General features: G+C 45.1%; 11 protein-coding genes, 4 tRNA genes and 1 pseudogene. 3 read left to right on the top strand and 13 right to left on the bottom strand.

Features of this window, described 5'->3' with window-relative positions; genetic code table 11:
• Positions 1-137: 137 nt before the first annotated feature.
• The 6 genes from ACYX4M_RS14965 to dnaQ form a co-directional block, all read right to left on the bottom strand.
• Positions 138-214: transfer RNA gene (locus ACYX4M_RS14965), tRNA-Asp, on the bottom strand.
• 32 nt (positions 215-246) lie between these two features.
• Positions 247-323 (bottom strand) — tRNA-Asp (locus ACYX4M_RS14960).
• Between the two features lie 30 nt (positions 324-353).
• Positions 354-430, bottom strand: a tRNA-Asp gene (locus ACYX4M_RS14955).
• Between the two features lie 30 nt (positions 431-460).
• Positions 461-537: transfer RNA gene (locus ACYX4M_RS14950), tRNA-Asp, on the bottom strand.
• Positions 538-753: 216 nt separating this feature from the next.
• A complete protein-coding gene (locus tag ACYX4M_RS14945; RefSeq protein WP_476080705.1) occupies positions 754-2,250 on the bottom strand; it encodes a TIGR03503 family protein in 1,497 nt (498 codons plus the stop codon).
• 54 nt (positions 2,251-2,304) lie between these two features.
• The gene (dnaQ, locus tag ACYX4M_RS14940; RefSeq protein ID WP_476080704.1) at positions 2,305-3,024 is read right to left on the bottom strand and encodes a DNA polymerase III subunit epsilon; all 720 of its coding nucleotides are present in this window, start codon (positions 3,022-3,024) and stop codon (positions 2,305-2,307) included.
• A gap of 111 nt (positions 3,025-3,135) precedes the next feature.
• Here dnaQ and rnhA point away from each other — a divergent pair, with 111 nt between their 5' ends.
• Positions 3,136-3,606, top strand: coding sequence for a ribonuclease HI (gene rnhA, locus ACYX4M_RS14935; protein ID WP_476080703.1), 471 nt, complete (start codon positions 3,136-3,138; stop codon positions 3,604-3,606).
• Positions 3,607-3,718: 112 nt separating this feature from the next.
• On the opposite strand, the gene ACYX4M_RS14930 is transcribed toward rnhA, so the two are convergent.
• Positions 3,719-4,696, bottom strand: coding sequence for an NAD(P)H-quinone oxidoreductase (locus ACYX4M_RS14930; RefSeq protein WP_476082889.1), 978 nt, complete (start codon positions 4,694-4,696; stop codon positions 3,719-3,721).
• A gap of 192 nt (positions 4,697-4,888) precedes the next feature.
• Here ACYX4M_RS14930 and ACYX4M_RS14925 point away from each other — a divergent pair, with 192 nt between their 5' ends.
• On the top strand, positions 4,889-6,082 hold the full coding sequence (locus ACYX4M_RS14925; protein WP_476080702.1) for a class I SAM-dependent rRNA methyltransferase: 1,194 nt from the start codon (positions 4,889-4,891) through the stop codon (positions 6,080-6,082).
• A 109-nt stretch (positions 6,083-6,191) separates the two neighbouring features.
• Here the strand turns inward: ACYX4M_RS14925 and ACYX4M_RS14920 are convergent, their stop codons facing one another.
• The 6 genes and pseudogenes from ACYX4M_RS14920 to ACYX4M_RS14895 form a co-directional block, all read right to left on the bottom strand.
• The gene (locus tag ACYX4M_RS14920) at positions 6,192-6,446 is read right to left on the bottom strand and encodes a DUF2061 domain-containing protein (RefSeq protein WP_476080701.1); all 255 of its coding nucleotides are present in this window, start codon (positions 6,444-6,446) and stop codon (positions 6,192-6,194) included.
• Between the two features lie 287 nt (positions 6,447-6,733).
• Positions 6,734-7,036, bottom strand: coding sequence for a PilZ domain-containing protein (locus ACYX4M_RS14915; RefSeq protein ID WP_039223891.1), 303 nt, complete (start codon positions 7,034-7,036; stop codon positions 6,734-6,736).
• A gap of 314 nt (positions 7,037-7,350) precedes the next feature.
• A pseudogene (gene hrpA / locus ACYX4M_RS14910) lies at positions 7,351-11,347 on the bottom strand (ATP-dependent RNA helicase HrpA).
• A 100-nt stretch (positions 11,348-11,447) separates the two neighbouring features.
• Positions 11,448-12,794, bottom strand: coding sequence for a Na+/H+ antiporter NhaC family protein (locus ACYX4M_RS14905; protein ID WP_476080700.1), 1,347 nt, complete (start codon positions 12,792-12,794; stop codon positions 11,448-11,450).
• Positions 12,795-13,256: 462 nt separating this feature from the next.
• A complete protein-coding gene (locus tag ACYX4M_RS14900; protein WP_476080699.1) occupies positions 13,257-14,519 on the bottom strand; it encodes a helix-turn-helix domain-containing protein in 1,263 nt (420 codons plus the stop codon).
• Between the two features lie 62 nt (positions 14,520-14,581).
• Complete coding sequence (locus tag ACYX4M_RS14895) at positions 14,582-15,493, bottom strand: diguanylate cyclase domain-containing protein (protein ID WP_476080698.1); 912 nt, start codon at positions 15,491-15,493, stop codon at positions 14,582-14,584.
• A 374-nt stretch (positions 15,494-15,867) separates the two neighbouring features.
• Between ACYX4M_RS14895 and ACYX4M_RS14890 the strand changes: the two genes are divergently transcribed.
• The gene (locus ACYX4M_RS14890) at positions 15,868-18,573 is read left to right on the top strand and encodes a TonB-dependent receptor (RefSeq protein ID WP_476080697.1); all 2,706 of its coding nucleotides are present in this window, start codon (positions 15,868-15,870) and stop codon (positions 18,571-18,573) included.
• Positions 18,574-18,651 lie beyond the last annotated feature (78 nt).

The raw sequence follows: 18,651 nt of genomic DNA, 5'->3' as shown, positions 1-18,651 counted from the left end.
GCAACCGCTTCACGCAATTTTTCATAACAACAAGGATACGCGCTGAATAAAATATTAAGGCTTGTATGGCGATACTAGTGAGAAGTTGTTTTTATTTTGAAATAAGGAATTGCTTTTGAATAGCATCTTATCATTAATGGCGGAGCGGACGGGACTCGAACCCGCGACCCCCGGCGTGACAGGCCGGTATTCTAACCAACTGAACTACCGCTCCGCAATAATGATGAGCGCGCGTTTTTCGATTAATGGCGGAGCGGACGGGACTCGAACCCGCGACCCCCGGCGTGACAGGCCGGTATTCTAACCAACTGAACTACCGCTCCACATAATCGAGATTGCGCTGTATAACTAAATGGCGGAGCGGACGGGACTCGAACCCGCGACCCCCGGCGTGACAGGCCGGTATTCTAACCAACTGAACTACCGCTCCGAAGACCTTTTAGTTATACCATTGAAAGAGTGGCGGAGCGGACGGGACTCGAACCCGCGACCCCCGGCGTGACAGGCCGGTATTCTAACCAACTGAACTACCGCTCCACATCTTCAATGTTATCAGTGAGTTGACTTGACTGTTGTTGCCCTGTCCCCTGACTGCGGCGCAGATAATACGTATTCCCCCATGTGGAGTCAACGCTTTTTATTAATAAAATTGTCATCTGCGGTTTGTTTGCCTGTTAAATAGACATTATGTCGAAATAAAATTCAAAGTGAACAATTTAACATCGCATAATCACAACTGTGATAATACACGCTTTAGGATTTTTCCGGCTTGCTCTCTTTCTTAAACATGCCCAACAACTTTTTAAACCCTTTAGGCGCTTCCTCCATAGAGAGATCGGCATCTGTCGTGGCCGAGCTTTGTTTTGCTGGTTCAGGCGATGATGTAGAAGACGTACGCTTTTTGCGCATAAAAATAATAACCGCAGCAGCAATGACGCCGATAATAACTATAGACCCGTTGACCGCTATCAAAATAATGGTCAAGGTTCCGTTATCCATTTCCTTTTCCGAAGATTCTTCATTTGGCGTCATTGCGGCGGGATTCAGCTCAGGCGACGTAACAAGTGGCGCGCTCCCGTCAACGATTGGGTCTTTTCCATCTATTAGTGGGTCTTCAACTTCAGGCTCTTGCGGCCCCTCTGCAACAAAACTAAATTCAGGCACGTCTAATATAAAGTCTCGTCCGTTTACTGTAGTGCCATACGCCGTAATCTTTACTCTAAAAATGCCTTCCTCATAAGCAACGATTAAATACTCGCGTGGATCACTGCCCCCCTCTGTCAAAGAAAAGTTCTGCATGTCTGCATTAGGGAACTTTACTTTTCCATCCACAAGTAAAGACTCAATATCCACGAGCTCCCGATCAACATCTATTATTACTTTATGGTAGCCGTCACCGCCGCCATTCATTTCGACGTCAATAGAAACAGGGTTGTTATGTAAGACAATCGGTTGGCTTTCTTGCTCACGGGTATACATGGGAGTAATAACGCGAAAAACAGGCTTCCACTCACCCGCCGGTATTTTTAAATTAAATTGCCCGGTAAAGACACCATCTGCTGGGCGCTCGTCCATTCCTCGGCCGTCGTCTTGAAACGTAGCAATATTTTGATCGCCTGTGCCAAAGTTTCCGAAATTAGGATTGTTCGTACTTTTAAATTCAATATCGAGCTCGACCACATCTCTAAACTGCTTGTTGTCAATTGGCTTGCCATTATTTGTGAGATACGCAGTAGATTTAAGAATTTCACCAGCAAATAACACGTCAGGCAGCGGATCAGCATGTAACTCTATATTTGATATAACCATTACACGGCTTTCTGGCAGCACTTGGCCAACGGCCTGCCACGGCCCAGCAACTGGGTTTTTAATGGTGATCATGTCGAAGGTGTCGGCATCGAACCACTCTACTTTGTCTTCGTCCACTCGCCCCTGGAACAGCTTAGACCCATCAGGCCTTACAAGTACTACGGGGGCAGAGCCATACTCTCTGAAGAAAACCATAGTGATTTCTTCAACGTTGTAATCAACACGAAATCGGTTTTGTAGAAGTTTAATTGAGTTTGTGTAGCTGTCGCCTAAGTCAGTAAGCGGCGAAGCATCAACATCTTGATTATTTGACTGAGGGTTTTGAATTGCACTATCTGCGAGCTGCCTAGCGGCGTCGCGCTCGTCTTCTTGCGATTGAGCGCTAGCGCTTATGTGTATGAAAAGCGATAAGATAATTATCCAACAAAACCACACTCTCACGCTACGCTGCTCCTGCACTGTTTGGTTATTTTATTTCTATTTATACGTTTTTGGCTAAGACGCCTCTTCAGGCTGAGGACGCCACAAGCATTTGCCACCCGCTTTTTCTACAATGTCCAAGCGAGCCTCATGCTGTGTTATTTCATCGGCGGTAGCTTTAATAACCTTTAATTTATTTGCGCCTCGCTTGACCCTGCGAATAGCGGTTGAGTCAGCATCATTACCCGAACTAGATGCCAATTTAAGCTTAGTCTGTCCACCGGTCATTAATAAATAGACATCGGCAAGGATTTCAGCATCCAGCAAAGCCCCGTGAAGCGTACGGTGGCTGTTGTCTATGCCATAGCGTTTACACAATGCATCAAGGTTGTTTTTCTGCCCAGGGTGCATTTGGCGAGCAAGGGTCAGCGTATCCAGTACATCACATATCTGGTTGGTGATGACGCCTTTTGTTGAGGCTTCCATTCCAAACTCGTGATCCATGAAGCCCACGTCAAATGGTGCGTTGTGAATAACAAGTTGCGCCCCTTTGATAAAGCTAACAAACTCCTGGGCAACCTGAGAAAACGTAGGCTTGTCGGCAAGAAATTCATTGGTTATGCCGTGAACTTCAATTGCCTCTTGTTCAATATGCCGGCCTGGGTTGATGTAAACGTGAAAGTGATTCCCCGTCAAACGGCGGTTAACAACTTCAACACACCCTATTTCGATAATGCGGTGGCCTTCTTTGGGGTCAATACCTGTGGTTTCAGTATCGAGAACAATTTGGCGCATGGAACCTCTACTATAATTACACTTTCATTTTTTGATAGTATATCAACCCCTTCGCAATCCGCTAAGGGAAAACACAAGATAAATTAAGCGAGTTAAACTAAAGGAAACGCTGTGGCTCAAAAGACCATTCACATTTATACCGACGGCTCGTGTCTAGGTAACCCTGGCCCGGGCGGGTACGGTGCTGTACTAATTTACAAACAGCATAGAAAAGAGTTGAGCGATGGCTTTGCCCACACCACGAATAATCGTATGGAGCTGCTTGCCCCGATTGAAGCACTCAATAGCTTAAACGAGCCGTGCAACGTTGAGTTAACTACCGACAGTCAGTATGTAAAAAATGGTATTAATCAGTGGATCCATAACTGGCGAAAAAACGGCTGGCGCACTGCTGATAAAAAGCCGGTTAAAAACGCAGATTTGTGGCAGCGTTTAGACGAATCGGTGAAAAAGCACAAGATAAACTGGCATTGGGTGAAAGGTCATTCAGGACACCCAGAAAACGAGCGTTGTGATGACCTTGCGCGCGGTGCTGCAGAAGCGAACCCAACAAAGCCAGATGAAGGCTTTGTTGGAAAGTAAAATACTTCGGCAAAGCGCTTTTGGTAAGAGCCTTTACTTAAAGTTCTCACCGAAAGCTTTTACTAGGGGCGTTTAACACGAGCTTTTATCAAGAGCTTTTTACCACGCGCTTTTACCATGAAATGACCAACTTGCCCTGCGTGTCGTTGTTTTCCAATCGCGCATGAGGCTTATCGATATCATCGATACTATAATGGGTATCGATATTTACATTTAGCTCTTTGTTTTCAAAAGCGGGCAAACATACGTTAGAGAAATCACGTATTAAGTCCGCTTTATACTCGTCGCTTCGATTTCTTAGTGTTGTCCCAATGATCGAGGCTCTCTTTCCTAAAAGCAAAGCCATATCAAGGTTGTCAGCATACCGTCCTGCTAGCATGGCCAAGTAAACTACTTTGCCGTCTTGCTTCAGCACTTTGAGGTTTCGGTTAAGGTAATCGCCACCCACCATATCAAGCACCATATCAACGCCTTCTGGCCATACTTTTTTTAGAACCTCATCAAACTGCTGCTGTTTGTAGTTAATAAGATGCTCTGCGCCATTGCTTTCACAAAGGGTGAGCTTGTCTTGGCTAGACGCTGTTACTGCACTATGAACACCCCAATATCGACATAGCTGAGTGGCGGCTAACCCCACACCACTTGCTCCCCCATGTATTAAGGCTCTTTGAGCGGGCTTAATATGAGCAATGGTGCGTAAACACTGAAATGCGGTAAGAAAAACTTCGGCAAGACCTGCAGCTTCAAAAAATGGCATGCCCTTAGGGATAATCATTAAGTGAGCAGGATTAACAATGACTTCAGTGGCATAGCCACCACCTGCGACCAAACCAAATACTTCGTCACCTTCTTTAAAGCTACTAACATCGCTGGCAACTTCTGTTACAACGCCTGCTACCTCTAACCCGAGGATTTCACTTTCCCCTGGCGGTGGTGGATAACTACCTTGACGCTGTAACGTATCTGCTCGATTTACACCGAATGCTTTTACCTCTACTTTTACTTTTCCCGATGTAAGCGATAACCCATCACATTCCTTAACAACCAGTTCGCTCGGGCCGCATCCCTTTTCAAAATCCACATAGCGCATACTCTGCATCCAATCCTAGTTTCAAAATTTTATTCGTAATTTGTCTACGTACTACTATAACAATCAGTTTGGGTTTCTTTTGAGTTATTCAACACAGAACCTTTGAAAATGCGTATAATCGCGGCCATTACCGTAAGCATCCAGATTGGCTTACAACAAATATATATTGTTTAAACTACCACGAGAGCCTACATGTCAGCACAGGTCATACTACAACCATCCAGAGATAAATCACTTCGCCGTAAACACCCTTGGGTTTTCGAGAGCGCCGTGGCTGAGTTAAAAGGCCGTGCTCGGGTTGGCGATACGGTAGATGTTTTCGACTCTGAAGGCGATTGGTTAGGGCGAGGCGCATATTCTCCAAATTCTAAAATTCGCGTTCGCATGTGGACGTTTAAAAAAGATGAAAGCATTGATAACGGCTTTTTCTTGCGCCGTTTAGAAACTGCGCTAACGCTGCGTAAGCGCTTGTTTGACCCAAGCAAAACGAATGCGTTTCGTTGGATAGCGTCTGAAAGTGATGGTCTTCCCGGTATTACCATTGATCTCTACGACAATGTTGCCGTGGTGCAGCTTCTTAGCGCTGGCGGTGAAAAGCACCGAGATAAGATAGTATGGGCAATCACCAAGCTAATGCCTAATGTTCACGTTTATGAGCGCAGTGACGTTGATGTACGTAAAAAAGAGGGACTAGAGCCGGTGACAGGCGTGCTTCACGGCGAGCCACCAATGCAGGTCACAGTAAAAGAAAACGGTATTAATATCGTTGTAGATATAGAACATGGTCATAAAACTGGTTTTTATCTCGATCAGCGTGATAGCCGTGCCGCCGCTGCACATTACGCAAAAGATGCTGATGTACTAAACTGTTTCAGCTACACAGGCACATTCTCTTGCTATGCTCTTTCAGGCGGAGCAAAGTCAGTGACTAACGTTGATGTGTCTCAACCAGCGTTAGATTTAGCTAAACATCATGTGGCAATTAACGGATTAAGTGAGGACAAAGCGCATTTCGTCAATAAAGATGTATTCAAAGCGCTAAGGGAGTATCACGAAAAGGGCAAACAGTTCGATATGGTCATACTCGACCCACCCAAATTTGTTGACAGCAAAGCTACACTAAACCGCGCTGCTCGCGGCTATAAAGACATTAATATGTACGGCATTCACACAGTTAAATCTGGCGGATTGCTGCTGACTTTCAGCTGTTCAGGTCTTATGCCTGCTGATTTATTCCAGAAGGTTGTCGCCGACGCTGCGCTCGATGCTGGCCGTACAATAAAAATCATTGCAAGGCTAAATCAAGCGTCTGACCACCCTATTATTGGTAGCTACCCCGAAGGCTATTACCTGAAAGGTTTAGTCTGCGAAGTCACCGACGATTAGAAATGAAAAAGCGCCCTCGTTGTTATAAAAATTGGGGCGCTGATTTCACTGATTGAGTTAACGGTGGGCTATGCAGACAGCTCAGATAGCGAGCAATAAACCTTATATCTTAAGAAGCGAAGGTTATATTATTTGAAAAGCCATTCGATAGCTGCTGTGAAGACTCACTCGTTTGCCCTTCAGTAACCTCCTCTTTATCCTCAAATTTTCTCCATACCATTTCGTGGAAATAGAAGGCCACAGTATTAATTGCTGGCTCAACTAATGCTACCGCACCGCCTACTACCAAGCTGCCCGTAAGTAAGTAGGCTACAGTAAAAGCTACTGAAAAGTGCATAACGGCAAAGGTAATTGTCTTTTTCATAATAATCGCTCTATCAAAAGTTGAAATCTGTTTGCTTTCGCATTAATGAGAATTATTATCAATTGTAGGCAAACATTAAAATAGAAAAAATTGAACGGCTTATTCGGAATACTGAATGGAAATGATGATGAGAGACGATGTCGTCATTCACAGGAGACCATCCATAAAGACTGGTAATCAGTGTAATTTCGGCGAATATATGTCGAAAATACTATTGAAGAAACTCTCGTGTATTACGACTGAATGGGGCGAAGGGGGGAAGCTTCGCCTAAATAACAGGAAAGTGACTACTTCATCTGAGAAATTTCAACACCTATTATGCAACTAGACTCAGATTCTGGCTTACAGCGTACAACGGTCGCCAACGCGGCCAAAGAAGGAATTTGAGAACTAGATGATTCGATAGCAACACTCACCTGAGTGCCTACTTCAATCGAGGGTTCATCAACCTCTAAAGACATACCAGTAGCGCTGATATCTCTACACATTGCCTGCATGGTGCGGCTCGACTCATCGTCAGTAATTTGCAACTGACACGGCGAATTTACCATCATCCTGAAAAAATTTCGCTTATCGTCGTATCCCAACATGTCTACTTCTCCTGATTTTTAGCATTACGCTGACGACTACAAGTGTTGTTATAGGTTGATGGCGATAACTTGTCAATCGAACTGTCTAAATTTTATTCAGTAATATTGCAAAAGTCGTATTGGTCTTACCTCAACGAGTCGACGATTATCTTTTATTATCGATAAAACAGCACGGCTGTACGCTTATTGAATACAAATAATAAAGCCCCACGATGTGGCGCACTGTGGGGCTCTAATGTGATTAGCAAGCCTATGTAGATGCGCTCCGCGCTTAGTAAACTATGCGTTACAACCTGTCTATATCGAAAACTTCGTTATAAGTCTGCTAAATAGAGAGATATACGCTTCGCTGATATGGGGTAGGCCGTACCAAGCTGTTGCGCAAACAAAGAAACACGCAGTTCTTCTATCATCCAGCGCACATCATCAAGGGCTTGAGGCACCTTACCTTTGGGGTACTTACTGCACGTTTTTTCCCACTCTTTAATCGACTTTTCTACGGTTACCTGATGCATTCGGTCTTTGTTGGGGTCAATAGGTAAGCTTCTCAAGACGACGGGCCAAGCCTTTAATATAGCGGTTCCAATCGTCCAGCCTACTTTCACCTATTTGAGAGACAAAGCCAGGGAATACCAATGACGCTAGATGCGCTTTACAGTCACCTAACGCGTTAATCATAGTCAGCGGTACGTTACCTTTCATCTGCTTTTGGCATTGATGAGCAAGAGTAAGCCCCTGCTCTACCTGCTTGGCAATTTCTAACACTCTGTCATTGATATTTGCTCGAGCAATCTCCAAACAGGCCTCAAAGTCAGCTTTATTCCGAATATCAGTGTCGTTCGATTTGCAGTAATCACTGACAATGGCGTCGATACCCGCAAAAATACAATCATCTATTAGCGCTTTAACTTGCCCAAATGGATTGAAATACAAGCCCAGTTTGGCTTTATTGGGTAATTTACTTTGCAAATAGTTAAGCGGCGACGGCATGGCGTTTTTTATCAATACATTAACACCCTGCTTATGTAGCGCCTGCGCTTTATCTGCCTCTTCTATTAACGCGATATCCACCTTATCGCCTTTTTGCACTAAGGCTGGGAACGCCTGAACTTCAAACCCACCTACCTTTTGCACAAAGGTTTCTGGCAAGCTTTCGAAATCCCACTGTTCAATATTGTTGCGCTCTAATTCAGGAGTCGCGGCTTTTTCAAAGGTTTGTTTTACCTGCCCTGCACACTGTTGTTTAAGGGCATGAAGGTCATCACCTTTGGCAATATCATTCCCGTTGTCGTTCACTACCGCAAAGTGCATTTTTAAATGCTTATCAAGCTGAGTGAGATTCCATTCTTCGCTCTCAATAACAACGCCTGTCATTTTGCGAAGCTTATCGCTAACCGCTTCCAGTAAAGGCACAGGACGGTTGTTTTTGTCTGTTTCACTGATATCAGCAAGGCAGGCATCGGCAAAGTTAGGCGCAGGCACAAAATTGCGTCGCAAGCGTTTTGGTAAGGTTTTAATTAAACCTACTATAAGGTCGTGTCTTAGCCCAGGTACTAACCAATCAAAACCTACATTGTCCACTTGGTTAAGCACTGGTAGCGGGATAACTAAAGTTACGCCGTCATCTTCAGCGTTGGGTTCAAAGTTATAGCGTAGCGGCAGTGTAATATTGCCCTGGCGCCATACATCAGGGAACGCGTTCGCCACCGACTGCCCCGGCTGCTGACGATACACGTCTTCTTCTTTGAAGGTTAAACTGTCGTTACTTCCGTGCTGTCTAAACCATTTCTTAAACGCCGCATCATTATTGGCTTCAATCGGGATACGCTTGGCATAGAAACTAACCAGCTCTTCATCATCAACAATCAAATCGCGACGTCGAGTCTTTTGTTCAAATTCGTCAGCTTGCTCCAGCAGTGCCTGATTCTCTTGTAAGAAGCCGTAGTTGAGCTTGGTGTTACCTTCTACTAACGCTTCGCGAATAAATAGTTCATGGCAAATTGGCGGGTCAATTAGGCTGTAAACCTTTGCGCGCTTCATCACAATAGGCAGCCCGAACAAAGTAACCTTTTCAAACGCGATAACCGCGCCGCGTTTCTTCGACCAGTGTGGCTCTGAATAGCTTCGTTGCACAACATGCTCGGCCAAAGGCTCTACCCATGCTGGGTCTATTTTTGCCACCATGCGTGCAAATAACTTAGAGGTTTCTACAAGCTCGGCTGCCATTACCCATTTTGGCTGAGACTTTGATAACCCTGAGCCTGGAAAAATTAAAAAGCGTGAATTGCGTGACCCCATATACTCGCGCTCTTTGTCTTTAAAGCCCATGTGCGACAGTAAGCCGCTGGCAATAGCTTGGTGAATAGCCTGATAATCGGCTTCTTGCTTTGAAATGCCAAAGCCCAGCTCAGCAATAGATTTTTTAAGCTGACTTACAATGTCTTGCCACTCGCGCATACGCAAATAATTGATGAAATTCTGCTTACACCATTTGCGAAGCTGATTTTGGCTTAGTGCGTTTTGCTGTTCTCTAAACGCCACCCACAAGTTGTAAAGACTTATGAAATCTGAATCTTTATCGTGGTATTCGCTGTGCTTCTCGTCTGCTTGCTGGCGTTTTTCCTGAGGTCGCTCTCGTGGGTCTTGAATAGAAAGTCCTGCCGCAATCACCATAACTTCACTAAGCGCATTTGTGCGCTCAGCTTCTATCACCATACGTGCATAGCGAGGGTCGATGGGCAAACGCGCCACCTGACGCCCCAGCGGGGTAAGCTGCATCTTGCCACTTTGCTTCGTTTTCCTGTTAGCTTTGCCTTTCGCAATGGCTTGGATTTCTTCAAGTAAACGGAAGCCGTCGTTGATGTTGCGGTTATCCGGTGGTTGAACAAACGGAAAAGCAGCGATGTCGCCCAATCCTAACGCAAGCATTTGCAAGATAACCGACGCTAAGTTCGTTCGCAGTATCTCTGGGTCGGTAAATTCTGGGCGCCCTAAATAGTCGTCTTCGCTGTATAGGCGAATACAGATACCATCAGATACACGGCCGCATCGCCCTGCCCGCTGATTTGCTGAGGCTTGAGATATTGGCTCAATAGGCAGTCGCTGCACTTTACTTCTAGCGCTATAGCGTGAAATACGGGCAAAGCCTGGGTCAATTACGTATTTAATGCCAGGAACCGTTAGCGATGTCTCAGCAACGTTAGTGGCTAGAACAATGCGCCTGCCGCTGTGAGACTGAAATATGCGGTTTTGCTCTGCCGCCGACAACCTGGCGTAAAGCGGAACAATTTCAGTATTGCGATAATGCTGTTTGCTCAAGGCATCTTGGGTGTCACGTATCTCGCGCTCCCCGCTTAAGAACACTAAGATATCGCCTGGCGCCTCACGCATTAGCTCGTCGACAGCGTTTACGATAGCGTCGCTTTGATCAATATCGTCATTATTATCTTCTGGCGCGTGATAACGGATTTCTACCGGATAAGTACGTCCGCTCACTTCAATAATCGGCGCATTATTAAAGTGTTTAGAAAAGCGTTCCGGGTCGATGGTAGCTGACGTAATAATAAGCTTCAGATCAGGGCGCTTATCTAACAGCTGGCGCAGATAACCTAACAAGAAGTCGATATTAAGGCTTCGCTCGTGGGCTTCATCGATGATGATAGTATCGTATTGATTTAAGAATCGATCTTGCTGCATTTCAGCAAGCAGCATACCGTCGGTCATAAGTTTAACGTAGCTTCGCTCGCTTACCTGGTCGCTAAAGCGAATTTTAAACCCTACCTTTTCGCCAAGTGGCGTGTTTAGTTCTTCAGCGATACGTGTCGCCACGCTTCTTGCAGCCAAGCGTCTTGGCTGAGTATGAGCAATCATGCCATTCACACCGCGACCTAGTTCTAGACATATTTTAGGTAGCTGTGTGGTTTTACCCGAGCCGGTTTCACCGGCCACAATAACCACTTGGTTATTAGCAATCGCTTCTTTGATATCTTCTTTTTTATCGCTAACCGGCAGCGGCGGGTATTCAACCTTAGGAAGGTTGTCTTGACGCCAATCACGCTTTTCTATTGATGCATTGATATCGCCCTCAAGTTTTTCAAACTGGGCGTTTAAGCTTTCTTTGCTAACTGCGTTGCCACGTTCTGAATCTTTGTGATTATCTGCTTTTTTCACCGCGCCTTTTCCGTCAACACCAGATGTACCATTCACTTTTTGCGCAAGCTGGGTAATACGGCGCTTTAAGCGAAATTTATCTGCGCTTAAACAATCGTCTAGTTTGTTGTAAAGAGGTTTTATAGCAAGTGGTGAAGACAAAGTGACATCCTAAAGCGAGGTTTTAATCATCAATAAAATTCGGGCGGTGATCCTAGAAGATACCGCCCTAAAAAGCCAGCCTGTTAAGCGTTACGAGAATTTAAGCGCTTTGGGTTAATTCATCGTCCTGCGGCGTTTTAAAACGGGGAAAGCCAAACCAAATGGCCGCCACGCCAAACACAAAAATAAGCATGGGGTACCAGCAATAAGGTGTAATGGCCAAAGGTGAAATGCCCACTACGGCCGCTGCACTTAAAAGCTGCGCGCCATAAGGAACCAAGCCTTGAAAGCTGCACGAAAAGATATCCAGTAATGACGCGGTACGGCGTGGGTCTACGCCGTATTTTTCGTTCAGGTCTTTAGCAATTGGGCCTGCGGTAACAATGGCAATGGTATTGTTCGCCGTTGTAATGTCTAAAAAGCTGACCAAGCCTGCAATACTAAATTCCGCGCCTTTCTTTGATGTAACTTTGCGGGTCAAGCGTTCTATTAACCAGGTTATACCGCCGTTAGCGTGCATTAACGCCACAATGCCGCCTATGGTTATGGCAATCATCGCCAAGTCCTGCATCCAGCCCATCCCTTTTTGAATGCTTTGCATCATGGAAAGTGGCGTAAAGCTACCTTGCAACAAGCCCACTACGCAGGCACTGGCAATACCCACTGCAAGTACGCTGATGACGTTAAACCCTGTTAGCGCGAAAGCAATAATGCACAAGTACGGCACTATGCGCCAAAAATCGTAGCTGCCGCCTTCAACAATTCCTGAAGTATCAACATCGACCATAAGCAGTAACGACATAGTAACGATGCAGGCTGGTACAGCCACCATTAAGTTTGCTTTGAATTTGTCCTTTAACTGTACGCCCTGTGTTCGTGTTGCGGCAATGGTGGTGTCTGAAACAAACGAGAGGTTATCACCAAACATAGCGCCCCCCACTACAATACCTAGCGCCATTTCCACCGGCAGCCCTAAACTTGTGGCGAGAACTGCACCTATTGGCGAGAGCGCGGTAATGGTGCCCATAGACGTGCCCATGGAAAATGATATAAAACAGCAAATCAAAAACAGACCCGGCAATATCAGTGAGGAAGGTACAAATTGTAACGCCATGTTGACCGTGGCATCTCGTGCACCAATATCTATAGTCACCGCGTAAAACGCACCTGCCAGTAGGAATATCAGCACTAAGAGAATAATGTTCTTGTCGCCACCGCCTTTACAAAAGGTTTGTACCTTTTCAGAGAAGCTGACCTTTTTACCTTTCGGATTTAAACATAGGCCATACCCAGCGCTGATAAAAAACGCCACCAAAATAGGCATTGCGGTAATGTCATTTGTGGTGATGCCTGTAACCACAACTAGGATCACAAAAAGCAAAATAGGCGTTAAACCTAGTGGGTTTGGAACAATAGAATTTGGTGCAATGTCGTTATTTTCGTGCACAGAAAACTCTCTTTTGGGTTTTATTGCGTGACAGCAAAAGTTTAAAGGCTACGCTGAACAGCCACCTGAAGGGTGCGAATGCGTAAAACAAGCTTCAACAAGACCATATCTTCTCGGTCTTTGACGATGCAAAGCTAAAGCAGCAAAGGATAAAAGGTTTTAACGATATTGAAAAGACATTTACTTTCCAATGATTATGTCATAACAGACCGTACAGAGAATTACCCTCTCAATGAGACTTACAAAGTTTGTAATTGCGTCGAATTACAGCAGGCATAGTAGTTCTACATTAAGCTGACGCGACAAAGAGTATTGCTTTTTTAAGAAGTGGGACCACAACCACCTTGCTGCTGGGGGTCAGCGTCACATAGTTATATCGTAGGGTTGATAGTGCACTGAGATGTTAATTACAGAGGTCTTATGTTCGACACATAAGGGGCGAACACGATTTACGGTTTCTGATTAACTTCTAAGTTCGCTAGGGGTTTTACCTGTTAGTCGTTTTATCGTGCGACGAAAGTTGGGCAAATCGTTAATACCCATTGCGTTGGCCGCAGCCTCGTTACTCACCTTTTGCACCGATAAAAGTAAAAGCGCATGATTGCGCTGCACTTCTTCAGACAGAGCGCGGTAGCTAGTGCCGAACTCTTTTAATTTCCGTTTCAGCGTTGCTACGCTGACGTCTAGGGTTTCCGCCAATTCAGGCAATCCGATATTAGGCGAGTGCGTGTTAGACGAAGTACAAACGTAACGCCTCACAAAGTCAGGCAAAGACAAGCGGTTTTGCTGTTCAATAGAACTCCTTTCTTTTGTTTGCGTTGCACTGTTACTTGGTAAATCTTCCATAGATGCGTGCAATTCAACAGAGTCTATCGGCTGAGTTGTCAGCCCTAAGGGATGGCTTGTTACCCTTTTTTCAATGCAAATACTGTTAAAGCGGCTATTAAACGATAATTTAAGCCCAAGGTGCGTTTCATAATCAGCGATATTCTTCGGTCGACTGCCTGTGAAGGTAAAAGACAAAGGTATTCGCTTATTCGTAATACTTTTAATGAGCGCCACCAGCGTTGCAAATGCCACTTCAAGAGTGAATTGAAGCTGTTTGCTGCTTATGCCTGTAAACTGAGGCACTAGTATAATTTTGTCGGTACTTTCAAACCGCTGAAACTGACAGAGCGGTAAGCTACACCACCTAAATGTTTGGCGTTGAGTAAGGTGTAAAAGTAGCTGCTCAATATTTTCGCATGCTTTAAGCACATGTAGCGGACTAGTAAGCCACTGCGAGGCTAAAGCACCACCCAATAAAAAACTGACATCGTTACCTTTGGTTTGGCTATGAACATTGCCTAACAGCGATGAATACTGGTTTATGCTTACTAGCGAATTGGGTTGTAACGACTCCTCAAAAATACCTGTACCGCGCAAGAGCTTATTCTTATTACAGCCACGAGAGAGCGCCACATTAAGCACTGCCTGCACTAACCAATATCCAACTATTACTTTATCTTGGCTAGACATCACTACATGATCGCTACCAGTGACACCCGCGCTAAGCCCATCAGCATCACCATTTACAGAGACACCCACCGCTAACTCATCAACATCACCTTTTGCAGGGACACCCATATTAGATATACGTGTTGAATGGCAACGCTCAGCACCTGCCGCTGCATCTTCGTTTGCAGAATTTTCTAGTGCGTTAATTCGTGGTAACGTTAAATCCATTAGACATTCACCGCAGGCATCTTCGTGCACATACACCAGCTATTTTCACCAATCTGACCAACCTACGCTGCACTGTCATGAGAACGCTCAAGCTCTAACAGCATGGTGTTTAGCACAGTCGCAAGGCGCTGATTAGGTAACAACGTCACTTGAGCACTTCGTGCGGTGGTGTAAATAGCATTGGCATTGAGACTATGTCTAAAAGCAAGGTGCTGAATGCTTACTTTGATATCATTCAGGATAACATCGGCCTGCATGGGCGAGACGTCTGGCATCAAAATAGCAAACCTATCACCGGCGTAACGACACGCTAGATCTTGCTGGCGCAAATTCATGATCACCAATTGCGCAATCTCGTGCAGATACCTGTCGCCTTCTGTATACCCATGCTTTTGATTAAACATAGAGAAGTTATTGATATCGATGATGGCAATTACAGCCGACTTCCCGGATTGCTGTAATTTATTTATTTGTGCTTTCCAATACTCTGCACGGTAAAGCTGAGTAATCGGATCGATAGCATCGTGATCCCGAACGTCCCATTCACGACGTCGTAATTGCAAATTTAACGCACGCTGCTCTAGGTGCCATTGATAAAGTGCCGCGGTCATCACTACCATCCCCACCGCCGCAGGGTAAGACTCAATCATACTTATCCAGTAAGCGGCCTCGGGGTAATGAAAAAATTCGTCTAAGAAATCTAAACTGACAGAAAACAAGAAAAAGCCTAGCCCTATAATAAGAAGGCTAGTTACTTTTCCAGGAGGACGGCTAGCGAGCGCTGCAAGCATCCACGCAAGCGTTAAAAAAGCGATGCTACCCTCCCCCACAATATCTAGGCCAGATATCACGGTACTTTCTTTTGCATTGCCAAACATAAAAGCTAGGCACACCGCCAAGGTTACCACGCAAAACGTAAATACCAGCCAAAGCTTGTGATGTCTAAATTGTGTTGAATTTGTAAAGGTAAACATAATGCTCTCTTTGGATATCTCTAATATTGAATACATCACGCGTCAGTCCAGCGGCTTCCAGCGCTTAAAACAAAACAAGAGTCTTGCCCAAATTTGTTGAAACTGTCGAGGGTCAGTTTGGCTCATCAATGTGACATCTTGATGGCAAACATTTCAAGGAACGCGAAAAAAGAAATACAAACCAAGTAAAATCATAAACTTAAGACAGGGTCAATTTAGCTCATCGATTTGAGAGTTAGCGACAATTGCCGAAAGTAAGCCCATTGCTCCATCAAATCGTCATATAACTGTCATGGAGCATTCTTAGGGTGCTTAGTCATTAACTTAGCACTTACTTCACACTCCTATTGACTGCTTAATTGATTGGAAAATAAATGAAAATTAAAACCGCTTACCCTTCTCTTACACTTGCCTGCATAGCGGCGCTAGGCCTTAGCGTTGCATCGCCTGCTTTAGCGGCGGATGGTGTCATTATTGGTTCAGTAAAAGACGCCGCCAAAGCACGCAGCTATACAGGCGCACAAATTAAACTTATCGAGCTAGGGCTTGTAACCGAAGCCGGTAGAGACGGTACGTTTCGCTTCCCTTCTATTCCTGAAGGCACTTATACCTTAGAAATCTCTTATCTTGGTGAAGATACCGTCACGCAAACGATTAACGTGACAGACAATGGTATTGCCCGCGCTGCCGTCGAATTTGGTAGCGGCGATACCATTGATGAAATCTTGGTGCGCGGCCAACGAAGCGGACAGGCAAGCGCCATTAACCAGCAACGCGTATCTGACCGTATCTCGTCTATTGTTTCGGCAGCCGCTATTGGTCAATTTCCTGATCAGAATGCTGCGGAATCGCTACAACGTTTGCCCGGCCTCTCTATAGAACGTGACCAAGGCGAAGGTCGCTTTGTGGGAATTCGCGGTATCGACCCAAACCTTAATAACGTAACCATCAACGGGCTAAATATTCCTTCGCCGGAGTCTGGCGTGCGCTCTGTTGCGCTTGACGTTATTCCCTCAGAACTTATTCAAACGTTAGAAGTATCGAAATCTGTAACCCCAGATATGGATGGCGACGCCATTGGTGGCTCGGTGGCGGTAAAAAGCGTAAGTGCCTTTGATAAAGCCCGTGATACCGCAAGCGTTACCGTTCAAGCAAGTCAAAACGATTTAGTGGATAAAACCAGTCCAAAGCTGTCCGGAACTTTTACTAAAAAGCTTTCATCTGAATGGGGTGTTGCTGGCGCTATCTCCTACTTTGATAGAGACTTTGGTTCGGATAACGTTGAAAGTAACGGTGATGACGAGCTTGAGCAACGGGACTATACAATTACTCGCGAACGTTTAGGTAGTGCGCTGAACATTGATTTCCGTCCCGACTTCAACAACCAGTATTTCCTTCGCACACTATATAGTGAATTTTCTGATGACGAATACCGTCAGGCCAACATTTTCACTTTTGACGGTGAAGACTCGGAGATAGAAAGAGAAAGTAAAGATCGTTACGAAAGTCAAAGCATCTTTACAGTGGCACTAGGTGGTGAGCACCAGTTAGACACGTGGAGAGCAAACTGGCAACTTGGTTATGCAAAGTCTGATGAAGACGAACCAGACGCTTTGTATTACGTTTTTAAAACAGAAAACGACAGCATTAGCGCTGATTTAAACACCATGCGCCCTACGGTCTCGCAAAACGCTGATGCAATGGACTTATCTACCTACGAGGTAGATGAAATTAGCTTTGAAGATAACTACACCAAAGATACCGAAACCAGTATTAAATTTGACGCATCACGCCCTGTTAACCTAGGCGGATACATTGGTGAATTCAAATTTGGTTCAAAATACCGCAGCCGAGAAAAAGACAGAGACAGCAGCATCACGATTTTTGATGGTGACTTTGACGGGCTAGATGCCTCTCAGTTTGGTACTGCTAGCCCAGAGTATGCACTAGACAATTTCGGTCCAGGGCTTAATCGCGGCGTTATGCGCAGCTACTTTAACGATAACCGCTCAAGCCTTGAAGTAGACAGCCTTAATTCAGAAGTTGAATCTCGCGGTGCCACATATGTAAACGAAGAAGATATTTTTGCAGCCTACGTAATGGGCAGCGTTGACATTGAAAAGCTTCACTTGGTCGCCGGTGTTCGCTATGAGCGCACCGACTTTTCAACGTCAGGCATGCGCGTAGAGCTAGTTGAAAACGAACAATCTGATGTAGAAGAAGTGGTCAACTCACCATGGGAAGCTGAGCGTGATTATGACTACTGGCTACCGAGTGTAAACGCCAGATATACGTTTTCTGACAAGCTACAGCTTCGTGCCGCCTACACGCAAACCATTTCACGTCCAAAATTTGAAGATGTGGCTGCGTTTCAAATTATCGAAAGTAAAACCGAAGAAGACGATGGCGTTTTCGTTACGGAACGTGAGGCAGAAGTGGGCAACCCAGAGCTTCAGCCTTATGAAGCGCAAAACGTTGATTTGTCAGTTGAATACTACCCTGGTGACATTGGCGTAATTTCAGCAGGATTGTTCTATAAGAATATCGACAACTTTGTTGTGTATGCCGATGTTGCAGGTACCACTGGCTGGGAAGGTTTTGAAGAAGTTATTCAGCCAATAAATGGCGACTCTGCTGACTTGACTGGTCTGGAACTTTCTTGGGTCAAAGCCTTCAATAACGGGTTTATTGTATCTGCTAACGCGACATTCACCGACTCTGAAGCCACCACATTCTTAGATGGCGAAACGTTCGAAACACAGTTACCTAACCAGTCAGATCGCATTGGTAACTTAACCATTGGTTACGAAGCGAATGATTTCAGCGTACGACTTGCTACCACGTATAAAAGTGAAAACTTCGAAGAAATTGACGGTGATATGCTGAGATTTGAAGATGACCATGTACAAATTGATTTCATGGCCCGCTATTACATTAACGACAGCATGCAGGTGTATTTCAACGGCATAAACCTAGGTGACGAGCCTTTCTATAACTACTTTGATACGCGCAGTCAAAACGCGCAGTACGAAGAGTATGGCCGTACCTTTGAGCTAGGTTTCACTTGGCAGCTTAACTAGTCACTTTTATTTGTTGTTAATATTCAGATGTTCGCAAGCTTCTAACATGGGGCTTGCGTCATCTGCTTTTGAGAGTCT

It is taken from the genome of Alteromonas sp. ABV4_150 (genome assembly GCF_056311745.1).
The sequence above is the reverse complement of the archived record's forward strand: the minus strand, read 5'-3'. Positions and strand labels throughout refer to the sequence as shown.

What these genes read in the sequence shown, in the direction of transcription:
- ACYX4M_RS14920 (WP_476080701.1), bottom strand. Translation starts at nt 6,446, where the DNA reads ATGAAAAAGACAATTACCTTTGCCGTTATGCACTTTTCAGTAGCTTTT.
- ACYX4M_RS14890 (WP_476080697.1), top strand. Translation starts at nt 15,868, where the DNA reads ATGAAAATTAAAACCGCTTACCCTTCTCTTACACTTGCCTGCATAGCG.
- ACYX4M_RS14895 (WP_476080698.1), bottom strand. Translation starts at nt 15,493, where the DNA reads ATGTTTACCTTTACAAATTCAACACAATTTAGACATCACAAGCTTTGG.
- dnaQ (WP_476080704.1), bottom strand. Translation starts at nt 3,024, where the DNA reads ATGCGCCAAATTGTTCTCGATACTGAAACCACAGGTATTGACCCCAAA.
- ACYX4M_RS14900 (WP_476080699.1), bottom strand. Translation starts at nt 14,519, where the DNA reads ATGGATTTAACGTTACCACGAATTAACGCACTAGAAAATTCTGCAAAC.
- ACYX4M_RS14930 (WP_476082889.1), bottom strand. Translation starts at nt 4,696, where the DNA reads ATGCGCTATGTGGATTTTGAAAAGGGATGCGGCCCGAGCGAACTGGTT.
- ACYX4M_RS14925 (WP_476080702.1), top strand. Translation starts at nt 4,889, where the DNA reads ATGTCAGCACAGGTCATACTACAACCATCCAGAGATAAATCACTTCGC.
- ACYX4M_RS14915 (WP_039223891.1), bottom strand. Translation starts at nt 7,036, where the DNA reads ATGTTGGGATACGACGATAAGCGAAATTTTTTCAGGATGATGGTAAAT.